The organism is Chakrabartyella piscis (genome assembly GCA_030067835.1).
GTDB lineage: Bacteria > Bacillota > Clostridia > Lachnospirales > Anaerotignaceae > Chakrabartyella > Chakrabartyella piscis.
The window spans coordinates 3,060,099-3,085,404 of sequence record CP092441.1; the positions used below are offsets into that span (position 1 = coordinate 3,060,099).

The following is a 25,306-nucleotide window of genomic DNA, read 5'->3' on the forward strand; positions in this document are numbered from 1 at the left end:
ATCAATCCAGCCCCCTATCTCGAAGTGCTGCATAGGAAATTGCAGGAATTTGTAAAGTCACCTTTGTGCCTTCATCTGGTTCCGACTCCATATAAACACCATAGGGTTTGCCAAATACAAGTCCAATGCGTTCCCGTACATTTTGCAAACCAACGCCTGTACCTTTGCTATTTTTATCCATTTCTCCATTTAAGATGGCTTCCACCTTTTCTTCTGTCATACCACTGCCATTGTCCTCAATTTCAAAGAATATATCTGCACCTTTGTGCAACACACGAATGTCAATGACACCATCGCCATCCATAAACTCCATTGCATGGTAAATGGCATTTTCTACAATGGGTTGCAAAATCAATTTGATGGTACCCAAATCTGCCACACCTTCATCCACATGAATGTTGTATGTGAAACGGTTTTTGAATCGCATTTCTTGAATCATCAAATAGTTGCGTACATGTTCCACTTCATCTGCAATGGTGATGATGGCATTGCCTTTACTGAGACTGATACGAAAGAAACGTGCCAAAGCTGTCACAACTTTAACCGCTTGTTCTTTTTTTTCATTTTCAATCATCCAAACAATAATATCCAAGGTGTTGTATAAAAAATGTGGGTTGATTTGGTTTTGCAACACCAAAATTTCACTTTTGCGTTTGGCTTCGTGTTCTTTGACCATATCTTCCATCAAACGTTTCAAATTGTTCTTCATACGATTGATGGCATTGCCCAAATACCAAACCTCCAAGAACCCAGATGCTTGGATTTCTGTATCCAAATCACCTTCTTCGATACGACTAACCGCAGTTTCCAAAGCACCCAAAGGTGCAGAAACACGTCTGGATAAGAAGGAATTGATGACCAGCAATACATTTAAGAAAAAGAGCAACAAAAAAGCAACAAACAAAACAGATTTGATGGAACTTAGGGAAACGCCACCCAATTGTGTGACACCCACTACTTTCCAGCCAGTATAGCCCAATGTTTGCTCAAATACATCTATGTTATCCACATCTTCCACATGGGTTTGGAATCCATTGCCATCGTATCCACTCATAAAAATCTGTTGTTCTGGATGGTAAATGACATCTCCATTGCCATCTGTCAAGTACAAATAGGATTCTGAACCCAAAACCACAGAACCAAACAAATCTTCAATGGCACTGTATTTCAATTCAATGAGCAACACACCACGTTCCACGCTTTCACCAATGTTCATTTGCACCACACGTGACATGGGTATGATTCTGCTGTATCCACTTTGTGATTGAGAAAAGTATCTGCTGACTTCTGGTTTGCCAAAATAGATATTGCCTTCATTGCTTAAGGTTTCTTGGAACCAGTCTTCCTTTGTAATATTTTCATAGGTGAGTAGGCTACCAATGGAAGATATTTGCAACAATTCCCCTTTCTCTGAAAATAGCGCAATGTGCTCAATATCATCCTTATAGGTTTCATATAGCAATTGAAAGGCTTCTTCCACTGAAGGTTCTGATAAATCTTTATTTTTGATGACCCCATAATACAAAGAATCTGAAACATTCATCATACCACGCAAATAGGTGGTAACGCTGTAGCTACCTTGTTCCATGAGGAATTGGTTTTCTTCTCTTGTGGTTTCTTCTGCCTGTGCCAAAAAACGACCATAAAAAGAAATCCCCATAATTAAGGAAGCCACCACCGCTGTCATGGTAAAAGAAAACCAAATGACACGATTCAAAGTAGGTCTTTTTCCTTTTATGGCAAACCATGTATTCATCCAATTTCGCAAACGTTCTATCAAAAAATCACCTCATGTTTCGATTGTAGTATAATGGCGGCAGCAAGCCACCGCCCTACAAGTATATTTGGGGTTATGGCACTCATTTGCCACGGAATTTATTTGGGGATACACCATATCTTTTTTTGAATACATAGCTGAAATAGTTGGCTTCATCGTAACCAACCTTTGCTGCTATGACATATGTTTTATCATCTGTTTGTTGCAACAATTCCACTGCTCTCTCCAAACGAATACCTGTCAAATAGGAAGAATAGCTTTCACCTACTTCACGTTTGAAAATGGTAGAGAAATAAGGTGTACTCATATGTAGATGGCCACAAAGCATTTCCAAAGACAATTCTGAATTGGTATAGTTTTCTCCAATGTAGCGTTGTGCTTTTCTGATCAATTCCCTTGTGGTTCCCATACGTTCTGTGTTCAAACAGCCACTCAAAGAAAAACAAACAGGTTTCAACCAGTCCAATAAATCTTCTTTGGTTTTCACTTGGGATAAGATACCATTGTAATCTTGGTATTTTCCAAATATAAGATGTTCTTCCAATTCGTATTTTTGTACCACACGCAAAATTACATTCAAAATACCAATGACAAAGGTTTGCATGCCACTACATTCCACTTCTACACCACCTAGTTTTTGTGCAATGTTCTCCACACAAGTCACAATGGTTTCTTCGTCACCAAATTGCAACACATGGTTCAAAGAGGTTTCCAATTTCTCATCAAAACGCAACAATTCCCCTCGACTGGGCTCCACGTCTTGAATGTAAATCACATCACCAGCCATATTTTCATAAGAAACCGCTTCCCTGGCACCATTGTAAGAAGATTCCAAATCCTCCAACTTTGTGACACGTTTCCCCATTCCAATTGCAATGGGATGTTGTAAAATTCTTCTACTTTCCCTAGCCATATCGTTGAGCAACGAAAGAATGCTTTGGACTGCACTTTCTTTTTCCACAGCAATGATGGCACACAAACCAGAAGGTCTTTGGAAAATGGCAAATTCACCCCATTCCACAAGCTTGTCCTCCAACAACTTACGCACCGATACATTGAGCATACCATCTTCTTTCCAAGGAGAAGTGTTTTGTCCAATGACACCAGTGTCCAATTTGATGACAACCCATCCTTCACGTTCTAAAATAGGCAAACGATATTCTTGGATATAAGTTTCCATCTTGCTTTGTTGTACATTTCCCTTTACCAAGTTGCCAAGGAAGTTTTCACGCAAAATAGAAAGATTTTTGGAAAAGCGTTCTTGTAGCACCGTTTCCCCACGCAAATGCTCAATTTCTTCATCCAAAATACCACGCACACGTTCCAAAATCTCCATCATTTCTTCTGCATTGACAGGTTTTAGGATGTATTCTGTGATTCTAAGGGAAATGGCTTGTTTTGCGTATTCGAAATCATCGTAACCAGAAAAGAAAATGATTTTTGTAGAAGGACGTATTTTTCTAATTTCTTCTGCCAACGCCAAACCATCCATATATGGCATACGAATATCGGTCATCACCACATCTGGTTCTAGGGTTTCAATTTTTTCCAAGGCATCACGTCCGTTTTCTGCATCGCCAATGACACGAAAACCGACACGTTGCCAGTCTATTTTTTTCATTATGGTGGTTCTGACTTCTTCTTCATCATCCACTAGAAGGATTTTGTATTCGTTTTCCATATCCACACGCTCCTTTGCACAATTGCGTTCATCTATCACCAGTATATCAAAAAATCACAAAAGAGCAAACAAAGATTGTAGTTTTTTCATTTTGGCAATTGTTGTCACACGAAATATTTGACACTGGCATTCTTTCCATGTAAAATATGTATTGATTTTGTTGTGCGCCTGTAACTCAGCTGGATAGAGTATCAGACTCCGACTCTGAAAGTCGTGCGTTCGAATCGCATCAGGCGTATCAAAAAAACCGCAATCCTAGAAATGGGACTGCGGTTTTTGTTTGCATATACACAATCTATCTGCAATATCTTTTATTTTACATAATTTCAATTCCATTCGATTTTTCAGTCATATCGGCTTATACTATATCTATAGTCTTTCCATCCAATAAAACAAAAGGAGGATACCATGCCAAACGATTTTGAGCAACCACATATTGACGACAAAAAAGCTTTGCAAAACTTTCTTTTAGATATCGATTGTCTAAATGATTTAGAGCCTTGGACCAATCGATTTAACTTGTTTGATATTCTAAAAATATCAAACACAGAAATACGTCACAGCAATATGATTGCATGGCTTTTGGATCCAAAAGAAAATCATGGATTGGATGTTTCTGTTTTAAAGGGATTCATGGAATCCCTTGACTTTTCCACAACAAATATCCAAGATGTATCCCTTATAAAATACAATCATTTCAAGGTGTATCGAGAATGGAAAAACATTGATTTATTGCTCATATCTGATACAGATAAAATAGTGATTTGCATTGAAAACAAGATTTTTTCTGGAGAACATGACAACCAATTAAATCGTTATCTGGATACTATTTGCAATCATTATCCAAACTACAATCATCTTTTTGTATATTTAACCCCCAATGGTGATACTCCTAGCGATTCAGAAAATTGGCAAAACTTTGCATACACCGAATTGATACAAATTATTGAAACCGCTATGAGTCAAAATATAACCGATTATATATATAACTATATGCACTCTATCCATAATGATTTCAGCTTCAACACCAAAAAAATGTTCCAAAACATATCTTCGTTTCACCACAAAAAACATGAGTGAAATTTTAAAAGATATGCCCACAAAAAGTAGCGGATGGAGCACAAAAACCACTATTTTATGAAATTACAAACAAATTTTCATAGGAAATAAAATAACCAATGTTATTTTGTATCCATTCTACGGTTTCTTCCTCATCTTCCACCACAGTTTTCAGAAGTTCATCATCATATTCATTTTCCTTCAAAAATTCCACTTCAAAATCTGAAAGATATTTATAAAAAATAAACCCCAACAAAAAAACCGTAGCCCAAGATTTTCTCTACGACTGCGGTCTTAATTTTTCTGAAATCAATTCTTCTATAAACAACTTATTGCTACTTACTTTAGTCAAAAGCCACTACTTTTTATCCAAATTCTTCCAACAGAACATGTTGCTTTGAATTGTATACGTGTTTTCTTGTAATCTCAATGGCACCTTTTACATCTTTTCGACGCAACACATCGATAATTTGAGAATGCTCCTCTGCTGTTTGTCTTGCACGACCAATTTCTACTTCATGATATTTTCGAATAGTTGCCAATTGATTCAATGTACGAATGAACAAACCATATGCCACATGTTCACTACAAAGAGAATATTCCAAGGTATGAAATTTAACATTTAGTCGATTTCTGTGGATTTTCCAACTTTGTTCATCTTCTAAAGAAAGCATTTCATCATTGATTTGTTGCAATTGTTCCAACAATTCATCTGGATAACCTTTCTTCATACACAATTCCACAAGTAAACTTTCCAATGCCATTTGTAGCTCATTCAATTGAACCACCAAATCAGATGTGATTGCTAAAACGGTTGCACCTTTATAGGGATTCATTTGCAATAACTGCTCTCCACAAAGCATATTGATTGCCTCTCTTACAGGCATACTACTAACACCATACCTATCAGAAATTTCTTTCACCGTAATCCTCGAACCCGGTTCCAATTTACGGCTAAAAATATCTTCTCGCAATCGATCAGCCAACTTATTTGCCATTGTTGCACCAACAATATCTTCTTTCGCCATCTCAGTCTTTACCACCCTTCTCAATTTATTTCCTTATTGATTATTATATCAAATAAATACAACTAAGAAAAGTAATATCATTTATATTTTCCATTTCTAACTATATACTTAGAAAATGTGCTTTTGGTATTGTTTCAAAACCCATACATTTCATCAAAATATATACAAAATCATATCACCAATCAGCAACTCCGCCATCATCGAAGAATAAATGTGGTGTATCCCAATCCCCAATAAATTCCAATGCTTTCAAGGCTTCTTCGTCCACTTCGACGCCAAGACCAGGCTTCTGAGAAATATGAATGCAACCATCTTTTTCAATCACAAATGGTTCCTTCAAAATCCCAACACCCAAATCTTGCTTATTTTCCATTGCTGGGTGTTCCTGTGCTAGTACATTTGGTGTACAAGCATCCAATTGCAAACAAGCAGCCAAAGAAATTGGTCCTAAAGGATTATGTGGTGCCAACTGCATATAATATAATTCTGCCATTACTGCAATTTTCCTTGCTTCAAAAATACCCCCACAATGACACAAATCAGGTTGCACCACTGCAACAGCTTGCTTTTCAATCAATTCTCGGAAACCCCATTTGGAAATCAATCTTTCCCCTGCTGCTATTGGAATGGTTGTACTACGAGCCACCTGTACCATTCCTTCTACATTTTCAGGCAAAACAGGTTCCTCCACAAAGAGTGGATAATATTGTTCCAATTCTTTGAGAATCCGAATAGACATCGCTGGACTCACTCTACCATGAAAATCAACTGCCACATCTATTGCATCCCCAACCGTTTCACGAACTGCTGCAAAACGGTTGACTATGCTATCTAACATTTTTTTATTGTCCAAAGGTTTTATTGGCGGTATCACTGAATATTTTACCACTGTAAAGCCCTCTTCCATGCGTTTTTTTGCCAATGTTAACATATCTGATACAGGAAAATCCCCCGCTAAAGCAGTTGGTTTCAAATGACCATACATCCGCACTTTATCTCGATACAATCCCCCCAAGAGTTCATACACCGGTGCATTATAGAACTTGCCCTTGATGTCCCACAATGCCATTTCAATACCTGAAATTGCACTCATCAAAATAGGGCCACCTCTATAATAAGTACCACGATACATAAGTTGTGTCAAATATTCAATTTTCAAAGGATCCGCACCGATTAGAATGGGCTTTAGTTCCATAATTGCTTGTTCTACTGTTTTGGCACGCCCCTCCAAAACCGGTTCTCCCCAACCACAAATACCAGCGTCTGTTGTGATTTTCAAAAACATCCATCTTGGTCGCACATGATACATCTGCAAATCTACAATTTTCACTTTTCCTCACCAAACTTTCACATTTGCAATCCTTCAAAATAAAAAGCTGTTTTATTTTCTGGGCGTATATTCGTTAAGGTACCTTTATAGTGACGCAAATCAACTGGTTCAAATGGATATTTCAAGCAATTTTCTTCTTGTAAGTTGAGTCCCAAACCAGCTTTGTCCGGAATTAAAATATCTCCATGCTCAAAGATTACTCTTTCATCGGTTAATTCTGCTCTCCAATTTACATCTGATAACATAATTTCCAAAATTCTAAAGTTATTGATACAGCCTGCTAATTGCAAGCTAGCAGCATTTGCAACTGGACCACTTGGATTATGTGGTGCAATGGTCACATAATATGTTTCTGCCATGGCTGCCATTTTTTTGACTGCCATAATGCCACCACAATGGCTAACATCTGGTTGAATGAAATCTGCGCAGCCCTTATCCAAAAATTCTTTGACTTGGTGCAAACCATACAAGCGCTCTCCTCCAGACAAAGGTACTGGAGATTTGCGGTGTACTTCTGCCATTGCATCCAAGCTATCTGGCGGTGTAGGTTCTTCAAAAAATAGAGGGTCAAATGGTTTCAGTGCATTTGCGATTTGTATTGCTGTTGCAACATTAAACCTACCATGCCCTTCTATCATCAAATCTGCTTGGTTTCCAACTGCACCTCGAACCGCTTCTATAATTTCCATAGAACGCATGAAATCAGCTTTTTCCATATGTAGATATGCTTTTCCAAACGGATCCCATTTGAGCGCTGTCACACCCATCGCAACAGCTTTTTTTGCCGCTTCTGCAAAGGCTTCTGGTGTAGTTGCACCAGAGAACCAACCATTTGCATACATACGGATTTGATTTCTCACTTTACCGCCCAAAAATTCATATACTGGCATATCATAAAACTTACCTTTGATATCCCAAAGTGCCATTTCCACAGCAGAAATTGCACTCATAAGCACAGGCCCCAAACGCCAATAGGAATCTCGATACAATTCGGATGCAATTCGTTCAATTTCCATTGGGTTTTGACCTACGAGTACACGTTTGATATCTTCCACTGCACCCACCAAAGCGTGTTCTTTGTACTCCAATGTCCCTTCTCCAACACCTTTTAATCCACTATCAGTTTCTATTTGTACAAACACAAAATTGGTTCTATAAGAAAATACAGTGTATGTTTTGATATCTGTAATTTTCAAGATGCACTCCTCCAATCCTTTTGTGACATCCCATCACTTTTTCTTCCATCAAAGGTCAAATGTATTGTATGCAGGCTCTTGGATGACAACAATTTCCGAGTCTGCCATCAACTTTTTGAACACCTCCACATTTCCCTTGTAATTTTCAAACATATCCCAATGAATTGGGTATACCCTTTTGGGGGAAATGGCTTTTGTCATTCTAGCTGCATCCACTTCGTTCATGTTATTCCCTTTTCCATTTATGGGAATCAACAAACAATCCACAGGCTTATTTTGTGCACGAATCATATCTGGATGATACAAGGTATCTCCCATATGATATATACACACACCATTTGCAAAAATCTCAATGCCAACTGCTTCTAAGTCGCTATGTACCGCTGGCATTCCACGAAACTCTATGCCCAAAATGGTAACTTCCACTTCTGGAACCAACATAACATAGGCAATATTCTCATATTTTCGTTCTCGTAAAACACGAATCACACCTAAAGGAGCCATAACTGTAACCACACTCCCTTTGAGCAATTGATCGATTGTCTGTAAATCCATATGATCTTCATGGATATGGGTAATAACCAAAACATCAGGTGCCACCAGAAATTCTGTTTGAATGGGAACCATTCGTTGATATCCCACTCCATTTTCTTCTTCCAAAGAATTGCTCATATAGGGATCTATCATAATTCGTATTCCTTGATGCACAAGCAAAACGCCTGCTTGCCCCAACCAAGTTACCTGCATACCATCACCTCATGTCTAATATATAAATACAATGCACATTAATCTGCAAATGTTATGCCATCTGGCAAGCGAATGCCTTCTTCCTCATATACAAATTGTGCCAAAGCTCCACCATCCACAGCCAATTCTGCTCCTGTGATGATTCTAGCACTGGAATCGTCTGCCAAGAAATATGCTGCATTGGCAATATCCGAAAATTCCGCAATATCTCCATAAGGTGTTTTGTTATGCACTGAATTTTGAATTTCTGGTCTTGCATAATAACGATCTGTTTTGATGCCCCCAGAAACCACTGTGTTGACACGTATGTGGTAGGAACCCAATTCCACAGCCAAATTACGTGCCAAACCATGCAACCCTGTTTTTGAGGTACAATAGGCACTTCTATTTTTTGTGGTACGAATCCCATTGACCGAGCCCACCACAACAATTGCACCGCCACCCAAAGCAACCATATGTTTTGCCGCTTGACGAGAAATCATAAAATTCCATCCAATATTGGTATCAATTACTCGAATCCAATCTTCGTATGGAACCTCAAAGAAATTAGGCATATTGAGACCCATATTGGCAGCAACCAAAATCAGCTTATCTACCAAATATCCACGTTCTTTCAATATATCAAATACTGAAATAACTTGATTTTCTTGCAATGCCTCTAGACCAAACCCAAAAACTTCTACTTGATTATCGCCAAATGCTTTCAGTTCTTCTGCCGCTTGTTCTGCTCGTTTGGCATCTCTGCTGGTAATACATACATTATGACTCATTTTTATAAATTTTTGTGCAACACCATATCCTGTCCCCGTGGTTGCACCTGTAATTAATGTAATTTTTTTCATAGAAACCTCCTTATGCTACGCCATAGATTAAGTTTGGAACACACAAAACCAAATCTGGAATAAAGGTAATCAACATCAATACCAAAATCATAATCAAAATAAATGGCATACAAGCCTTTGACAAACTGGTTAGTTTTACATTCAACAACCCCGATACTTGGTACAAAACAATACCAAATGGCGGTGTCATATTCCCAATACCAAGGTTAAATACAAAGATAATCCCAAAATGAATGGGGTCAATTCCAAGGGAAAGTGCAATGGGCATCAACAATGGTCCCAAGATGATTTGTGGTGCGCCACCTTCCATAAACATACCCACCATCAAAAGCAAAACATTGACCATCAACAAGAATTGATATTTATTCAAATCCATACCAAGCATCATTGAAGACAACGCCTGCGGAATTCTCTCGTAGGTCAAGAAATAGGACAAAGCCCCTGCAATACAAATCAAAATCATAACCGTTGCAGTTCCCAGAATAGATTCCTTTGCAATCAACCAAATATGTTCTTTTTTGATTTCTTTGTACACAAAAACACCTATGAACAAAGCATACCAAGCACAAATTGCCCCTGCTTCTGTTGCGGTAAAAGCACCTTGACGCAATCCCATTACAATTCCAAAGGGAATGATCAATGCCCAAAGCGCATTGACAAACAAACGTCCAATTTCTCTTGGAGATGCCATTTTTGTACGAGTTCCTTTATAATTTCTTTTTTTGGAAACAATGTACACATAAATCATCATAAAAATCATACACAACAGCCCTGGTACATACCCAGCTGCAAACATACGACCTACAGAAATTTGTGTTGCAAATGCAAATACAATGAGCCCCATCCCCGGTGGAATGATGGGTGTGATGAGGGATGAGCCAACTGTGATGGCTGCACTGAAATTGCGGTCGTATCCTCTTTTTTCCATTTCTGGCACAAGGATTTTACATTCCATTGCCGCATCTGCTGCTGCAGAGCCCGAGATACCACCCATCAACACAGAAAGCACTACATTCACATGCCCCAATCCACCTGTCAGATGCCCTACCAATCCATCTGCCAAGTCCATCAGTCGTTTGGAAATCCCCGAATAATTCATAATGGCTCCTGCTGTTACAAAATACGGGATTGCCATATATGAGGAGGATTCTGTAACTGCAACAATTCTTTGTGCCACAATTTGAATGGGCAAATCTGGTTGTAAAAATATGAAATAAGGCAAAACACCGCCCAAAATTGCAATCCAAATAGGTATATTCAATAGAGCAAGGGTCAGTATTGTAAAAATAGGAATCCAAATATCCAAATTCATACTATATCGCCTCCTTCCCTCGTTTTGGGCATGAATGTTGCTTTTATGATTTTGCAAAATAAAATAATTGCATAAATGGACATAAGTGCAAATCCAACCAACATCCCCATATCCAAAATTCTATAAGAAACTCTTGTTGCTGTCATAATTTTTGTGCCTACATTCATATACAAAACATAACTCAAATATGTGGCTGCAACCATAATCACCACTACCACAGCGCTCATAATCACTTCCACAATTTTCCGCATAGTTTCTGGAAAAGCACTTACCAGCATATCTACACCATAGTGCATTCCTCTACGAAAAGCTGCTGCCGCTCCTGGAAATACCATCCAAGAAAACATGATGGCTACCACTTCATCGGAGCCAACAAAGGTGTATTGTAGCAAATATCTTGTTCCTGCATTGACAAAGGTGATGGTCAATGCAATGAGAAGTGCAACTGCTGCTATGATTTCAGGAATGTGAATGACAAACCAAAGGAAATACCCTTTCAATGTTTTTTCTTTCATGTAATCCACCTTTCTAAAAATCCCCCACCACCAGCAATGGATGATGAGGGATTCAAATTATACTTTTATTTATTTGTTTGCATCGATTGCTGCACGAATGTCATCGTAAATAGCTGGGTCCAAAGAAAGTTCTTCGAACAAAGCAGGAACATATGCTGCAAATGTTGCTTTATCAGGAGATACTACGTTTACACCAGCATCTTTGAAATCTTGGATGTATTGTTCTTCCATTTCCATTGCTGTATCTGCCATGTTTGTACAAGCTTCATCCAAAAGTCTGGTTACTACCGCTTGATCTTCTGCAGAAATTTGATCCCAATAAGTAGGATTGATACAAAGTGAAAACGGATTTACAAAGTGACCAGAAAGACACAAATCACTACAAACCTCGTTCAAAGAAGAACTGAGCAAAAGACTTAGTGGTGCTTCACAAGCATCGATTACGCCAGTTTGCAACAAGGAATAGTTGTCTGCCCAAGTTGTTGTAGTTGGAGTCCCACCCATAACTGTGATAAATCCTTGTGCAGAAGAAGAAGGTCCCATACGCATGATATGACCAGATACATCTGCTGCACTACCAATTGGGAATGTACTAATGAAATGACGATACCCAATTGCACCATAGCAAAGAGGAACTACATTTTGTGCCAACAATTCTGTTTCTACAGCAGCCATCCAATCGGAGTTGCCCAACATTTGTACTTCATACAAATCGTTGTAGATATATGGGAAGGATGCTGGTGCAAAGCTAGCAACTGTATCCCCAAGATTATCAAAGCCCAAAGAGCAAATCAAAGGTGCTCCTGCCTGCATTTGTTCCAACATATCTGTAATGGAACCCAATTGATTATTTGGATAGTATTCAAAAGCCAATCTACCATCTGTTTCTTCTGTGATTTTTTCAAAAGCTGCAAGCACTTCCACACCAAAAATACTATCTTCTGTTTCTGAAAAGCTTACTTTCAACAACAATGGTTCCACATCTGCGCTTGCATCAGCACTTGTATCAGCACTGGAAGTTTCTGCTGGAGCTGCTGCACTTTCTGTTTGAGATGACCCGCAACCTACAACACCCATAGACATAACTGCTACCATTAGTAATGCAAATACTTTTTTCATACCATTTCCTCCTTTTCCAAAATAACACAAGTTACCTCTCCTCAAATTTGATATAATATCAAATCCACTTTTATAGTACCACTATACTTCATAAAGTGCAATACTTTCTAATTTTTTCTACATATTTATCTATACCTTAAGCAAATCAACAAGAAATTCACATTCCATGTGCTTTTATTTTATGTATTTACACCAAAATATCCATAAAAAATAACGTGACAGTTTATTCTTTTTTAGATATAATATTTTATATCATTTATTTTAAGGAGGCTTTTATGTCAAATCACACTGGAATTTTACTGTCAAAAGGTTCTTGGAAAGCACTAATTTCCCCTAGTCAAGGTATGAATACATATTCTCTCACCTACAAAAATATGCCCCTATTGAGAACTCCTACTTCTTCCACAGTGCTTCATCAAAATCCACATATTTACGGAAATCCATTGCTATTTCCGCCCAATCGAACAGATGCGGGGCAATTTTGTTTTGATGGAACCATCTATCATCTACCAATCAACGAATCCTCCACAAATAACCATTTGCATGGATTTTTGGCAGAAACTCTCTTTACAATTTTGCAACAAACCAATACTTCTGTTATTGCACAGTTTTCCAATAAAGATGAACTTTTCCCATTTCCTTTTCAATTGGACGTAGAATATTTTTTAGACGATTTCGGGTATCACCAAAAATTTATCTTTACAAATATAGGTACAACTGCAATGCCTTTGACTTTTGGATTACACACCAATTTTTTCAAACAACAATTTTTGAAACTTCCACTGAAACAACGCTTAGAACGTGATGAACGATATCTCCCAACTGGAAATTTTTTAACTTTAACTGCTGAAGAAGCAGCATTAACTGATGGATTATTTGCTTCGCCTATCAATGTTGGTGGTTATTACACAATTCACTCCAACTCCATGCAAATTGGCGATATACGATACAATATCTCCTCACAATTTGATCATTTGGTGATTTGGAAGAATGAATTGCATCCTGAATTTATTGCTATTGAGCCACATTGTGGTGCACCAAATGCCTTAAACGCAAAATCCATACGTCGATTAGAGCCTAATCAATCTGAACACTTCTCTGTTGACTTTCTCAAAATGAACAATGGATAAAACCTTTATAATAAAAGGTTTAAACCAAAGAGATAAATTCAATATATTTTTTAAAAAATCTAAATCACTATATTTATATATAAAACACCCCTAGCTTCTCATCTGTAAAATAATTTTTGTCATATACTCATATTTTTGTTATATTGAATTTTAATTTTAAATTTACGTAATTTCTTTCCAAATTGTGCAAATTCAATTTAAATACCATGACCACTATTTGACCGTTATTTTCAAAAATACAAAAAAGTAAGCAACACCCGATGCCAAAAGAAATTACAAACTTTCCAATTGACTCTCTTTCTTGTGCAAAACCAACTGTCGCATCATCTAAACGGGTATTTCTTTTGTATCCTACAAGTTCTCCGACTCAAAAGATCGTAGATTCGAACCCCGTCGGACATATGAAAGAAAACCAATTGCTTTCGAGTAGTTGGTTTTTATTGCATTTTTGTTTGTATATGAGAAAAGCTCAAATTAAAGTTGTTGTCACCAATGCCATATACTTTAAAAGCAATGGATTCTCCATCCACAAACACAGTTGTTCTACCAATTCCCATAACCATTGTAAACCCCAATACGATAGATACTAATTTTTTCACTTGTATAATCCCTTTTTCTATGTTTCATCTCCAAAATTGTTTTTTCTTACCCTCTGATTGTATACATCAAAAAAGAACCCTTGCAAATGCAAAGGCTCTTTCTTATTTTTATGTAGATTTAAAATCAAGCTTTGTCGACTGTAGGAATTTCGTCTGTAGACCAAGCTTCCATATTATCATCCCAAAGATATTTTTTGGTTTCAGAAACGATTACACCACTCAAACCGAGCAAAGCAACCAAGTTAGGGAATGCCATCATAGCGTTCAAAGTATCAGCGATGTTCCAAACCAAATCAAGAGCAGTTACACAACCTACGAATACTACAAGTGTCCAAACAACACGGAAAGGTTTGATTACTTTGGAACCTACCAAGTAAATCCAAACTCTTTCACCATAGTAACTCCATCCCAAGATTGTGGACCAAGCAAATGTGATCAAACCAATTGTCAAAACGATAGGTCCAATTACAGGAATTGCGTTGAATGCTGCGGATGTCAACAAACCACCACTCAAACCTTCCATTGCGCCAGTTGTATCTTTCAACATAGATGTTACCAAAACCAAACCTGTCAAAGCACAAACGATGATTGTATCCCAGAATACACCAGACATGGAAACCAAAGATTGGTGAACAGGATTTCTTGTTTGTGCAGCAGCAGCAGCGATTGGAGCAGAACCCAAACCAGCTTCATTGGAGAACAAACCACGAGCAACACCATAACGGATTGCCATAGAAATTGCACCACCAGCAAAACCACCAACTACTTGTTCCATACCGAAAGCACCACGGAAGATAACGTTAAATGCTTGACCAATGTAAGGAGCATTGATGCACAAGATGATGACACAACCAATGATGTACAAAGCAGCCATCAAAGGAATCAATTTTTCACAAACGCTAGCGATAGATTTTACACCACCAAGGATTGCAGCGCCAGTTGCAACTGTCAAAATGATACCTGTAATTACTGGGCTAACGTTCAAGTTTTCTTCAACCATAACAGCGATGGAGTTACCTTGTGTCATATTACCAATACCGAAACAAGCGATACCAGCAAAAACAGCAAACATTACGCCCAACCATTTTTGACCCATACCTCTTTCCAAAGCATACATAGGTCCACCGACCATGTTGCCATTTTTATCTTTTACTCTGTATTTGATTGCCAAGATTGCTTCGCCGTATTTTGTAGCAATACCGAACAAACCTGTCAACCAACACCAAAGAATCGCACCAGGTCCACCGATGGAAACTGCTGTTGCAACCCCTACGATATTACCAGTACCAATTGTTGCTGCTAATGCTGTTGCCAATGCACCAAAACCAGAAATATCACCTTCTGCTTCTTTATCAGGTGTTACAGACATTTTGATTGCTTTGAACATGTACTTTTGAATAAATTTGGTTCTTACTGTCAAGAATACGTGAGTTCCGAAGAGAAGAACCAACATTACAGGTCCCCATACGAATCCATTGACAACACTTACAAAGTTGTTAATTGCTTCCATTGAAAAATCCCTCCTATAAATAATAATACGTTAGATAATTGCCAGACAAAAACAACTGTCCCTTTGCAATCCCTCATACACGGACATATGTTTTTATCTATATACCATTGTACAGGATATTTCAAATATTACAAGCACTATCTTTCATACAATATTTTCCAATATTTTTCAATTCCTAGTTTATTGTATAGGTTTCACTGAATGTATACAAAATTACACCAATATTTGTTCAAGTATTTTGTATTTATATATATACGTTAACACTTTTGGGAAATCTTACAATATTTCTTAAGATTTCATTAAAATTTGTATCTATAATTGGCAAAACGACGAAGTTATGCTTATTTTGCATGAATCATCCTAAAACCACATGTTTTTCATGCATTTGTTGCATATAAGATTGTTTTTGTCCGTTCTTTGTATACAATTCCTACTATTTTCATAGAATTATCCTTCCTGCACAAACAAAAACCACGCAATGGCGTTCTTCCTGTTTTCTCAACTTGTAACCCTTTCTACTATAATAATGCAAACACCTTTTTCCATAAAAAAAGAGCCTTTGCACAACGACAAAGACCCTTTTATCTCATTCAATTATAAAATACAAATTTTATTTTTCAACCACTGGAATTTCGTCTGTAGTCCAACCATCCAAGTTGTCATCCCAAAGATATTTTTTGGTTTCAGAAACGATAACACCACTCAAACCAAGCAATGCAACCAAGTTAGGGAATGCCATCATAGCGTTCAATGTATCTGCAATGTTCCATACCAAGTCAAGAGCAGTTACACAACCTACGAATACTACAAGTGTCCAAGCAATACGGAAAGGTTTGATTGCTTTTGTGCCTACCAAGTAAACCCAAGATCTTTCACCATAGTAGCTCCAGCCCAAGATTGTGGACCAAGCAAATGTGATCAACCCGATTGTCAATACGATAGGTCCAACAACTGGAATAGCGTTGAATGCTTGAGCTGTCAAAACGCCACCATTCAAACCTTCCAAACCAACTGGATCTTTGAGGATAGAAGAAACCAAAACCAAACCTGTCAAAGCACAAACGATGATTGTATCCCAGAATACACCACTCATAGCGATCATAGCTTGACGTACAGGGTTTCTTGTCATAGCAGCTGCATCAGCGATTGGAGCAGAACCCAAACCAGCTTCATTTGTGAACAAACCACGAGCAATACCATAACGAATGGTCAACATAACGCTTGCACCAACAAAACCGCCACCAACTGCGCTGCCACTGAATGCAGATGTGATGATCAAGTTGAATGCTTCACCAACATAAGCGCCATTGATGAAGATGATTACGATACAACCAACGATGTAGAAACCAGCCATCAAAGGAACCAATTTACCACAAACTTTAGCGATGGATTTTACACCACCCAAGATAACAGCACCAGTAGCAATCATCAAAACAACACCTGTAATCCATGTAGGAATATTGAATGTGGATTCTACCATTGTGGAAATGGAGTTACCTTGTGTCATATTACCAATACCGAAACATGCGATACCAGCGAATACTGCAAACATAATGCCCAACCATTTTTGACCAAAGCCTCTTTCCAAAGCATACATAGGTCCACCATTCATTTCGCCATTTTGGTCTTTTACTCTATATTTGATTGCCAAGAGTGCTTCACCATATTTTGTTGCGATACCAAACAAACCAGTCAACCAACACCAGAATACAGCACCAGGACCACCAAGAGAAATTGCTGTTGCAACCCCTACGATATTACCAGTACCAATTGTTGCTGCCAATGCTGTTGCCAATGCGCCAAATCCAGAAACATCTCCCTCTGCTTCATGATCTGGTGTCACAGACAATTTGATTGCTTTGAAAATGTGTCTTTGGATGAATTTGGTTCTAAGTGTTAGAACAAGATGTGTTCCAAACAAAAGAACCAACATAACAGGACCCCACACAAATCCATTGATGGTGCTTACAAAATTGTTAATCGCTTCCACTTCAATTCCCTCCCATAAATAATAAAATGATAAGTGCCACATAAAAACATTTGTCTTCCTCCTTCTGTGTTGCGCAGACAAATGTTGTTATTTATTTATCATTTTACATATTGTTTTTATTTTTTCAAGAAGAAATTTCCGCAGATTTTTTCTAAAATAAATTTTAATCTTTATTTTTCGTTAGTTTTGACATAATTCTTGTCAAAAAATACGATGACATTTGTGAATCTATCTGATATATTACTATATCTGTATGAATACTTATCATATTATGCACAATAAAACTCTTATTTTTTCGATTTCTTACAACATTATTAAGCGAATCGCCAAAATATTAAGATTTCTTATGATTATCTTATTATTTTGCTATAATTTTCTGAATTTGTTAAATTTTAGTTGCTTTTTCTTGTTTTTTGTATACAATCTCCTCTTTTTTGGGGAATTGTACTCTGCCACACATACAAAAAAACAGCCCCTAAGGACTGTTTCTATGTATCATAAAAAATACAAAACATCAAAATAATGTACTGAAATCAATACTTTCCAAAGGAATTGCAACACAATATCCTTCTATTCCAGTATGCATTTATTCACAAACTTTTTTTGATTTGACGCTGTATCACGGACAAACCGTTTCTTCTATTTTTTTACTTTTGCAAGTGTGCCACCAATTCATCCATCCAGTTTTCAGAAAAACTTTCTGTATCACCTCTATCGCATCTTGCAGCAACAGCAGGATCAATTGGCAGTTGACAGACAACTGGAATTTCATGTTTTTTTGCAATTTCGTGGATGTGACTTTCTCCATAAATGTAATGTTTTGTGCCACATTCTGTACAGTTGAAATAGGACAAGTTTTCCACAATACCCAAAATTGGTACATGCATCATTTCTGCCATTTTCACTGCTTTGTCTACAATCATACTCACCAATTCTTGTGGGGATGTGACAATGACAATGCCATCCACTGGCAAAGATTGGAATACAGTCAAAGGTACATCACCTGTTCCTGGTGGCATATCCACAAACAAAAAGTCCAAATCTTCCCATACTACTTCTTGCCAAAATTGTTTGACTGCATTTGCAATCAAAGAACCACGCCAAACAACTGGATCTGTTTCATTTTCCAACAACAAATTGACAGACATCATTTTGATACCTGTTTTTGTAATTGCAGGCAAGATTCCTCTTGGGGAACCATATGCTTTTTCTTTGATGCCAAAAGCAGTTGGAATAGAAGGACCTGTGATATCAGCATCCAAAATACCCACTTCTTTACCAGCTTTGTTCATCAAAACTGCCAAAGAAGATGTGACCATAGACTTACCAACGCCACCTTTTCCACTGACAACAGCAATGACTTTTTTGACATTGCTACTTTCATTTGCATCCAAAATCATGCTTTGTTGTGCTGCTGGTGTAGGATTGCTACATTTGGAAGCACATGTATCACAATTATGGGAACATGTTTCACTCATTTGTGTTCACTCCTTCGTCTTGTTTGCCACACAGGCAATTTTCTCTACCACAATTTCCAGCTTCTGCTCCTTGGCAAATATTCACATCTCCACCTTCTACACAAAGGGATTTGCGATTCACCAATGCATCTGCCATTTTCTTTCTTGCATCATTGTACATTGCTTGTACTGTTGTTCTTGCAATTTGCATTTGTTTTGCACATTCTTCTTGGGTATATCCAAACAAATCTATCAAACGAATGGTTTCATATTCGTCTATTGCCATAATAATTGTTTCTGTATCGTGACCACACTCCTGCAATGGCACAAATCCACTGTTTTCAGGCATGGTACATATTTTTCTAATTTTTTTTGGTCTTGCCATAGAAAGCCTCCTAGTTCAATTGATTTTCTTCTTTTACAAATTCCTATTTTAAGATAACTAAACTTAATTATATTAATGCTGTGTAGGGAATGCATTGTATGCATTCCGCTTTTGGCACGCATGCAATGCGTACCCTACAAAATTTACAATAGAGTACAATAATCCTTTTTATCTTTAAAGGACTTTAAATAAGCATTACTCTATCTGAAAACGGTCAACCACACAGGGTTGCCCCTACGGGTTTGCAGCACACTTATTTGCAAAAGAAACTTGATTCATAAAAATAACACATCATATGTCTTATCTACATATGGATATTATACTCTATTTCTGACATATGTCAACACTAACCATACCTTTCATATCGGTATATTTCATTTGGCGTAAAAAAATAAGGAAGGATATAGAATCCCCCCTTAAATATTGATTTTTTATTGTTTTTGTTTATGCTTTTTTGTGACCAAGATTTTTACAAGCCACACCAAAGACCATAATCACTACATAGATGATCAAGTAGTAGATGATTGCTTCACCCAAGGATACAATTGCTGCCAATACCATAAATAGACATGCACAAATACCCAAAATTGGTGCCACATAGCGATTGAATGTACCGAAATTCACACCTTTTTTCATTTGCATCACAAAGATCGGAATGTACATGGAATACAAACTGATACATGGCAATTCAGAACTGTCGAAGCTGAATTTTCCAAACCATGGTGCTGTCAAGTTTGCACCATAGAAATATACCAACCACAACATAGCCAAAAGCAAACCTACTGTTGCGGAATTATATGGCATATTGGATTCAGAATCCAATTTTTTAAAGTAATGTGGAAATGGGCCTTCATCACGTGCTGCAATGGCATACATACCACGCACACAAGCCATCATCAAACCATTCAAGGTTCCAATTGCAGAAATGGTTACTACAAGGAAGAGCAAAGTTCCGCCTACTTCAGAGAATACTGCCGAAAACGCCAATTTCGCACCTGTTTCGCCACCATCCATCATCACTTGGTTTTCTACAGCACCAGCCAAACCAATATAATACAAAATATAGGTCATTGCAACAAACAAAGTCCCAATCACCAAAGCTTTTGGCAAGTTTTTCTTTGCATCTTTCAATTCTGCATTGATACTGGTTGCACAAATCCAGCCTTCATAAGCAAAGGAAGTACCTACAACTGCTGTAAACAAAGGATGTTCACTGACATCTGTTGTGACAACTGTGGTGAAGTTTTCCACCAAAATCCCATTTTTCGCACCATAAATGGTACCAACAATTGCCATCATAAACAAAGGAATCAATTTGATGACTGTTGTACTCACTTGGAATCTACCTGCCAATTTTGGAGAAAGTGCATTCAAGCAATACACAGCCACCAAAACAAATCCAGCCAACATCATACATTGACCGCCAACAATATCCCAACCAACCAAAACACAGAAATATCTTGCAGATACCCAAGCCAAAACACCTGTAAATGCTGGATAGTAAATCATTTGCATAAACCATGCCATAAAGTAGCCATATTTATGACCCACCATTACTTCTGCATAGTCTACGATACCGCCAACTTTTTCGTGTTGGGTTGCCAAAAGTGCAAAGTTATATCCACAAAGAATCATAACCAAACCACCCAAGAACCAAGCCAAGATACCCAGTTGCAAATCGCCACCTGTTGCCACCAATACCTTTTCTGCTTTGAAAAATACACCGCTACCAATTACAATCCCAATTACCATTGCAATGGCAGTGCTCAAACCATACTTCTTTTGCAATTCATGCTCCATTTTACTAACTCCTTCTCCCATATTGTTCTCATATAAATACCCATTTTTATAAAATAGCACATATTGTATCACTTTTCAATCAAAAGGACATAAATTCCCTATATTTTCGAGGGTTTTTGTGGTTTTCCACTACAAATGTGCCAATATCTATTTTTTTCTCTTTTACTTCCTCTTTTCTTGTATACGATATCCAAAGCTAACGGTATGATCCACACAGATATCTTCTGTTCCAATTCAGAATACGGGTGCACACATAGGTACACCCCTACGTTACACTTCTACAATATATAGAGGGGATATCCTACCACTATCTATAATTGAGATAATTTATATTTTCTCCACGAAAAAAGACAACCCCTTGGCTGCCTAGACCAATTTATTGTCTTTATCTTTTCGCATATAGAGTTTTCCTTGCAATGGTACTAGAGTTTTTCATGCTCAGTTTCTGGTTTTATCCGGTTTCTTCTGAAACGGCCCCTGTTCCTTTCGTCACAATAGTGGTGTTACTGTAAACATTTCGATGGTAGTGGGCTGAATTGAGTTCAGTGGTGGTTGTGTTCTTCGTCTTCCGAAAAACGGCTAGAATCAAATTCGTAACCATAAGCACCATCTAAGGAACCGCCAGAGGAAAGTCCGCCAGATATAGAGACATACCGTTTATGTTACGCACATAAACACTGTTGCTTTACGTCTCTCTTGGTGATGAATCTCTTTTTGAGATCACCATTTTATATACGAATATATCCACTTGGATATCTCATAGTCTTTATTTGATGGCATGTCCTACAGGAGATACTTCTCACTACAGACTACACCATGCTTTATTTTCTTAAGTGTACCATGAGTACCCCTGATTGTCAATGGATTCCAGGTGATTTTTCTTGATTTTTACGTGTTTTATGCACTTTATTTCATTTGTTTTCATATCATGGATTTTTCTATGAAAATGTACATATTATTTGGACATTTTCTACATTTCGTCCCTCAAATTATGCCAATTCCTTCAAGAAAAATCTTAATTCCAATGCAAATCAAGATGATGCCACCTAAGATTTCTGCTTTGGATTTATATTTCACACCAAAGATGTTTCCAATTTTTAAACCAGCTACTGAAACTGCAAATGTGGTAATACCAATGATTGAAACTGCTGACATCAAATGTACATCTGGTAAAATGGCAAATGTCACACCAACTGCCAATGCATCGATGCTGGTTGCAACTGCCATCAAAAACATGGTTTTGACACCAAAAGCGTCACTGACTTCTTCTGTTTCTTCTTTGGATAAGCCCGCTTTCAGCATTTGGCTGCCAATGATTCCCAAAAGAATCAAGGCAATGTAATGTGCATAGGCATTGATATAGGAAGCAAATGCGCTACCCAAAAAATACCCCAAAACAGGCATCAACACCTGAAAACCGCCAAACCACAACCCAAGACAGACATATTGATGCATATGTATTTTTCTTGTGGATAGACCTTTGCAAATGGATACAGAAAACGCATCCATAGATAAGCCAATTGCAAGTAATATTAGTTCAATTTGATTCATAGTTTCTTCCTTTTCCTTTAATCCCAATTTAACTGAATGAGCCCTAACATACATGAACATATCTTAATTATGTATGCATTCCACTTTCGGTACGCATACAATGCGTACCCTACAAGATATAAAAGCCCTTTTATCTTTAATTGGGACTTCTTTTATGGTATCACTCGTTGTGCTAGCTATTTCTACCACATCCTATTTAACATATCATTTTGCCTATTCTATTATACACATTTCTTTTTATTTTACAACTGTTTTTCATGATTTATGGGTACAATTATCTTCCATTTTATTTGTTTTTCTTTCGTTTGCAAAGTATACAAAATACTTTCAAAAAAACGTGTACTTTTTTAAGAACAACTGTTATACTATATGGAAACTCTAGTGGTTTTTGCACTAAATTTACTGTCCTATTTCGTTTGTTATAATTCACCAAAACAAAAGGCATTATAGGGAATACCAATTCGCTTTTTCATAGAAACTGACGAAAACAGCCCAGTAAAAAATGAGTAATATGAATTTTAGAGAGTATCAACAGAAAAATCATTTCATATCTATTGGAAAAGCCCCATAAAAACTGTGCAAAATACCTATGGATTCTGACACATAAGCGGGCAATACAACTTTCGTTAGGGGGTTATTTCGATGAATGGAGCAGAAGCGCTCATAGCAAGTTTGAAGGAAGAACAGGTAACCCAAATGTTTGGGTATGCAGGTGCAACCATTTGTAGTCTTGTAGATTCCTTAAGTCAAACAGAAGGTATTGCGTATACCTTGGTGCGTACTGAACAAAATGCAGGTCATATGGCATCTGGTTATAGTAGAATCAGTGGCAAAACAGGTGTCTGTATGGTTACTTCTGGCCCTGGTGCAACCAACTTAATTACAGGGATTGCAACTGCCTACATGGATTCTATCCCAATGGTTGCCATCACAGGTCAAGTACCTTCTCACCTTTTGGGACGTGATATTTTCCAAGAAGTGGATATCACTGGTGCTGTTGCGCCCTTCATCAAACATAGTTATTTGGTGAAAGATCCAAATGAAATTCCACGCATCGTAAAAGAAGCCTTCCATTTGGCATCCACTGGTAGACCAGGCCCTGTGCTCATTGATGTGCCAACAGATGTACAAGTACAAGAATTGAATGGTCCATTTGTATATCCAGAAGCAGTTGGACTTCGTGGATACAAACCAAGCAACAAAGGAAATGACTTGCAAATCAAACGTATTGCAGATGCTATCCAAGAAGCAAAAAGACCTGTGCTCTTTGCTGGTGGTGGTGTGCGTTTGGCGGATGCCCAACAAGACTTGATGGACTTTGCAACTACTGCAAACTTGCCCGTTGTCACCAGTATGATGGCACAAGCGTTGTTGCCTACTGGTCATCCTCTCAATATTGGTATGTTGGGTGCTCATGGCAATCCATGTGCAAACCATGCTGTTGCTTCTGCTGATTTGTTGATTATGATTGGCTGTAGAGCTGCTGATCGTGCTATTCCAAATCCTGATGAAATGCACAAACGTATGACCATTGTACATATTGATATTGATCCTGCTGAAATTGGTAAAAATATGCGTGTTGCACTTCCTGTTGTAGGTCATGCAAAAACCGTTTTGCAACAACTTTCTGCCCTTGCTCCAGCTGCAACACATGCAGATGCGTTCCGTAAAGAATTGCAAGAAATTCGCACCAAAGAATTGACCCGTGATTTTGTCAAACGTGAAGGATATGTTAGTCCTCCATTGGCAATGCGTCTTTTGGGTAGCAAATTGGATACAGATGCCATCACTTGTGTAGATGTTGGTCAAAATCAATTGTGGGCTGGTAAACATCTTCCTCATAAACAAGGTCGTTTCTTGACTTCTGGTGGTTTGGGTACTATGGGGTATGCTTTGCCTTGTGCTGTTGGTGCAAAAATTGCTGCTCCTAATCGTCAAGTGGTTGCCATTTGTGGTGATGGTTCCTTCCAAATGTCCATGAATGAGTTGTCTGCTTTGGTTGCTGGTAATTTGGATGTAAAAATCTTTATGTTGCAAAATCATGTTTTGGGTCTTGTAAACCAAATCCAAAATTCCGCTTATTCTGGTGCTTTTGGTGTTGCTTTGGATGGTTCACCTGATTTCCAAACCATTGCCAAAGCTTATGGCATTTCAAGTGCCATCGTAACCGATGATGCTGGCTTAGATGCTGCTTTTGATACCATGTTGTCTAGCAAAGGATCTTATTTGCTCATTGCAAATGTACATCCAGATGCAACTACCAATGATTAAGGAGGCG

General features: G+C 37.8%; 21 protein-coding genes and 1 tRNA gene. 4 read left to right on the top strand and 18 right to left on the bottom strand.

Annotated features, from left to right (window positions below):
- Position 1: 1 nt before the first annotated feature.
- Both MJY40_RS14015 and MJY40_RS14020 read right to left on the bottom strand, forming a co-directional pair.
- The gene (locus MJY40_RS14015; protein ID WP_317854807.1) at positions 2–1,780 is read right to left on the bottom strand and encodes a sensor histidine kinase; all 1,779 of its coding nucleotides are present in this window, start codon (positions 1,778–1,780) and stop codon (positions 2–4) included.
- 79 nt (positions 1,781–1,859) lie between these two features.
- Positions 1,860–3,458, bottom strand: coding sequence for a response regulator (locus MJY40_RS14020; protein WP_317854808.1), 1,599 nt, complete (start codon positions 3,456–3,458; stop codon positions 1,860–1,862).
- 164 nt (positions 3,459–3,622) lie between these two features.
- Here MJY40_RS14020 and MJY40_RS14025 point away from each other — a divergent pair.
- Positions 3,623–3,696: transfer RNA gene (locus tag MJY40_RS14025), tRNA-Arg, on the top strand.
- Positions 3,697–3,866: 170 nt separating this feature from the next.
- Positions 3,867–4,538, top strand: a complete 672-nt coding sequence (locus MJY40_RS14030) for a PDDEXK-like family protein (protein WP_317854809.1) — start codon at positions 3,867–3,869, stop codon at positions 4,536–4,538.
- A gap of 55 nt (positions 4,539–4,593) precedes the next feature.
- Here the strand turns inward: MJY40_RS14030 and MJY40_RS14035 are convergent, their stop codons facing one another.
- From MJY40_RS14035 to MJY40_RS14075, 9 genes are all read right to left on the bottom strand, one after another.
- Positions 4,594–4,722 (bottom strand): hypothetical protein, encoded by a 129-nt coding sequence (locus MJY40_RS14035; RefSeq protein WP_317854810.1) that lies wholly within the window; start codon positions 4,720–4,722, stop codon positions 4,594–4,596.
- A 160-nt stretch (positions 4,723–4,882) separates the two neighbouring features.
- A complete protein-coding gene (locus MJY40_RS14040; RefSeq protein WP_317854811.1) occupies positions 4,883–5,545 on the bottom strand; it encodes a GntR family transcriptional regulator in 663 nt (220 codons plus the stop codon).
- A gap of 175 nt (positions 5,546–5,720) precedes the next feature.
- Positions 5,721–6,875: a galactonate dehydratase gene (dgoD, locus tag MJY40_RS14045; protein WP_317854812.1), complete on the bottom strand. Its 1,155-nt coding sequence runs from the start codon at positions 6,873–6,875 to the stop codon at positions 5,721–5,723.
- A gap of 17 nt (positions 6,876–6,892) precedes the next feature.
- Positions 6,893–8,071, bottom strand: a complete 1,179-nt coding sequence (dgoD, locus tag MJY40_RS14050) for a galactonate dehydratase (RefSeq protein ID WP_317854813.1) — start codon at positions 8,069–8,071, stop codon at positions 6,893–6,895.
- Between the two features lie 48 nt (positions 8,072–8,119).
- Positions 8,120–8,818, bottom strand: a complete 699-nt coding sequence (locus MJY40_RS14055) for an MBL fold metallo-hydrolase (RefSeq protein WP_317854814.1) — start codon at positions 8,816–8,818, stop codon at positions 8,120–8,122.
- Between the two features lie 38 nt (positions 8,819–8,856).
- A complete protein-coding gene (locus tag MJY40_RS14060; protein ID WP_317854815.1) occupies positions 8,857–9,660 on the bottom strand; it encodes an SDR family NAD(P)-dependent oxidoreductase in 804 nt (267 codons plus the stop codon).
- A 10-nt stretch (positions 9,661–9,670) separates the two neighbouring features.
- Positions 9,671–10,972: a TRAP transporter large permease gene (locus MJY40_RS14065; protein WP_317854816.1), complete on the bottom strand. Its 1,302-nt coding sequence runs from the start codon at positions 10,970–10,972 to the stop codon at positions 9,671–9,673.
- On the bottom strand, positions 10,969–11,487 hold the full coding sequence (locus tag MJY40_RS14070; protein WP_317854817.1) for a TRAP transporter small permease: 519 nt from the start codon (positions 11,485–11,487) through the stop codon (positions 10,969–10,971). The genes MJY40_RS14065 and MJY40_RS14070 overlap by 4 nt, the downstream gene beginning before the upstream one ends.
- 69 nt (positions 11,488–11,556) lie before the next feature.
- The gene (locus MJY40_RS14075) at positions 11,557–12,606 is read right to left on the bottom strand and encodes a TRAP transporter substrate-binding protein (RefSeq protein WP_317854818.1); all 1,050 of its coding nucleotides are present in this window, start codon (positions 12,604–12,606) and stop codon (positions 11,557–11,559) included.
- 275 nt (positions 12,607–12,881) lie between these two features.
- Here MJY40_RS14075 and MJY40_RS14080 point away from each other — a divergent pair, with 275 nt between their 5' ends.
- On the top strand, positions 12,882–13,736 hold the full coding sequence (locus tag MJY40_RS14080; RefSeq protein WP_317854819.1) for an aldose 1-epimerase: 855 nt from the start codon (positions 12,882–12,884) through the stop codon (positions 13,734–13,736).
- A 437-nt stretch (positions 13,737–14,173) separates the two neighbouring features.
- Here MJY40_RS14080 and MJY40_RS14085 read toward each other — a convergent pair whose 3' ends face one another.
- The 7 genes from MJY40_RS14085 to MJY40_RS14115 form a co-directional block, all read right to left on the bottom strand.
- Positions 14,174–14,335 carry a hypothetical protein gene (locus MJY40_RS14085; RefSeq protein WP_317854820.1) on the bottom strand — a complete coding sequence of 54 codons (162 nt, stop codon included), beginning with the start codon at positions 14,333–14,335 and terminating at the stop codon, positions 14,174–14,176.
- Positions 14,336–14,459: 124 nt separating this feature from the next.
- The gene (locus MJY40_RS14090; protein WP_317854821.1) at positions 14,460–15,845 is read right to left on the bottom strand and encodes an alanine/glycine:cation symporter family protein; all 1,386 of its coding nucleotides are present in this window, start codon (positions 15,843–15,845) and stop codon (positions 14,460–14,462) included.
- A gap of 610 nt (positions 15,846–16,455) precedes the next feature.
- Positions 16,456–17,835 carry an alanine/glycine:cation symporter family protein gene (locus tag MJY40_RS14095; protein ID WP_317854822.1) on the bottom strand — a complete coding sequence of 460 codons (1,380 nt, stop codon included), beginning with the start codon at positions 17,833–17,835 and terminating at the stop codon, positions 16,456–16,458.
- 647 nt (positions 17,836–18,482) lie between these two features.
- Complete coding sequence (locus MJY40_RS14100) at positions 18,483–19,313, bottom strand: Mrp/NBP35 family ATP-binding protein (protein WP_317854823.1); 831 nt, start codon at positions 19,311–19,313, stop codon at positions 18,483–18,485.
- Positions 19,306–19,677 carry a DUF134 domain-containing protein gene (locus tag MJY40_RS14105; protein WP_317854824.1) on the bottom strand — a complete coding sequence of 124 codons (372 nt, stop codon included), beginning with the start codon at positions 19,675–19,677 and terminating at the stop codon, positions 19,306–19,308. The genes MJY40_RS14100 and MJY40_RS14105 overlap by 8 nt, the downstream gene beginning before the upstream one ends.
- Before the next feature lie 444 nt (positions 19,678–20,121).
- Positions 20,122–21,477 carry an APC family permease gene (locus tag MJY40_RS14110; protein WP_317854825.1) on the bottom strand — a complete coding sequence of 452 codons (1,356 nt, stop codon included), beginning with the start codon at positions 21,475–21,477 and terminating at the stop codon, positions 20,122–20,124.
- Positions 21,478–22,461: 984 nt separating this feature from the next.
- A complete protein-coding gene (locus MJY40_RS14115; protein ID WP_317854826.1) occupies positions 22,462–23,028 on the bottom strand; it encodes a manganese efflux pump MntP in 567 nt (188 codons plus the stop codon).
- Between the two features lie 642 nt (positions 23,029–23,670).
- Between MJY40_RS14115 and ilvB the strand changes: the two genes are divergently transcribed.
- A complete protein-coding gene (gene ilvB, locus MJY40_RS14120) occupies positions 23,671–25,299 on the top strand; it encodes a biosynthetic-type acetolactate synthase large subunit (RefSeq protein WP_317854827.1) in 1,629 nt (542 codons plus the stop codon).
- The last annotated feature ends 7 nt before the right edge of the window (positions 25,300–25,306 follow it).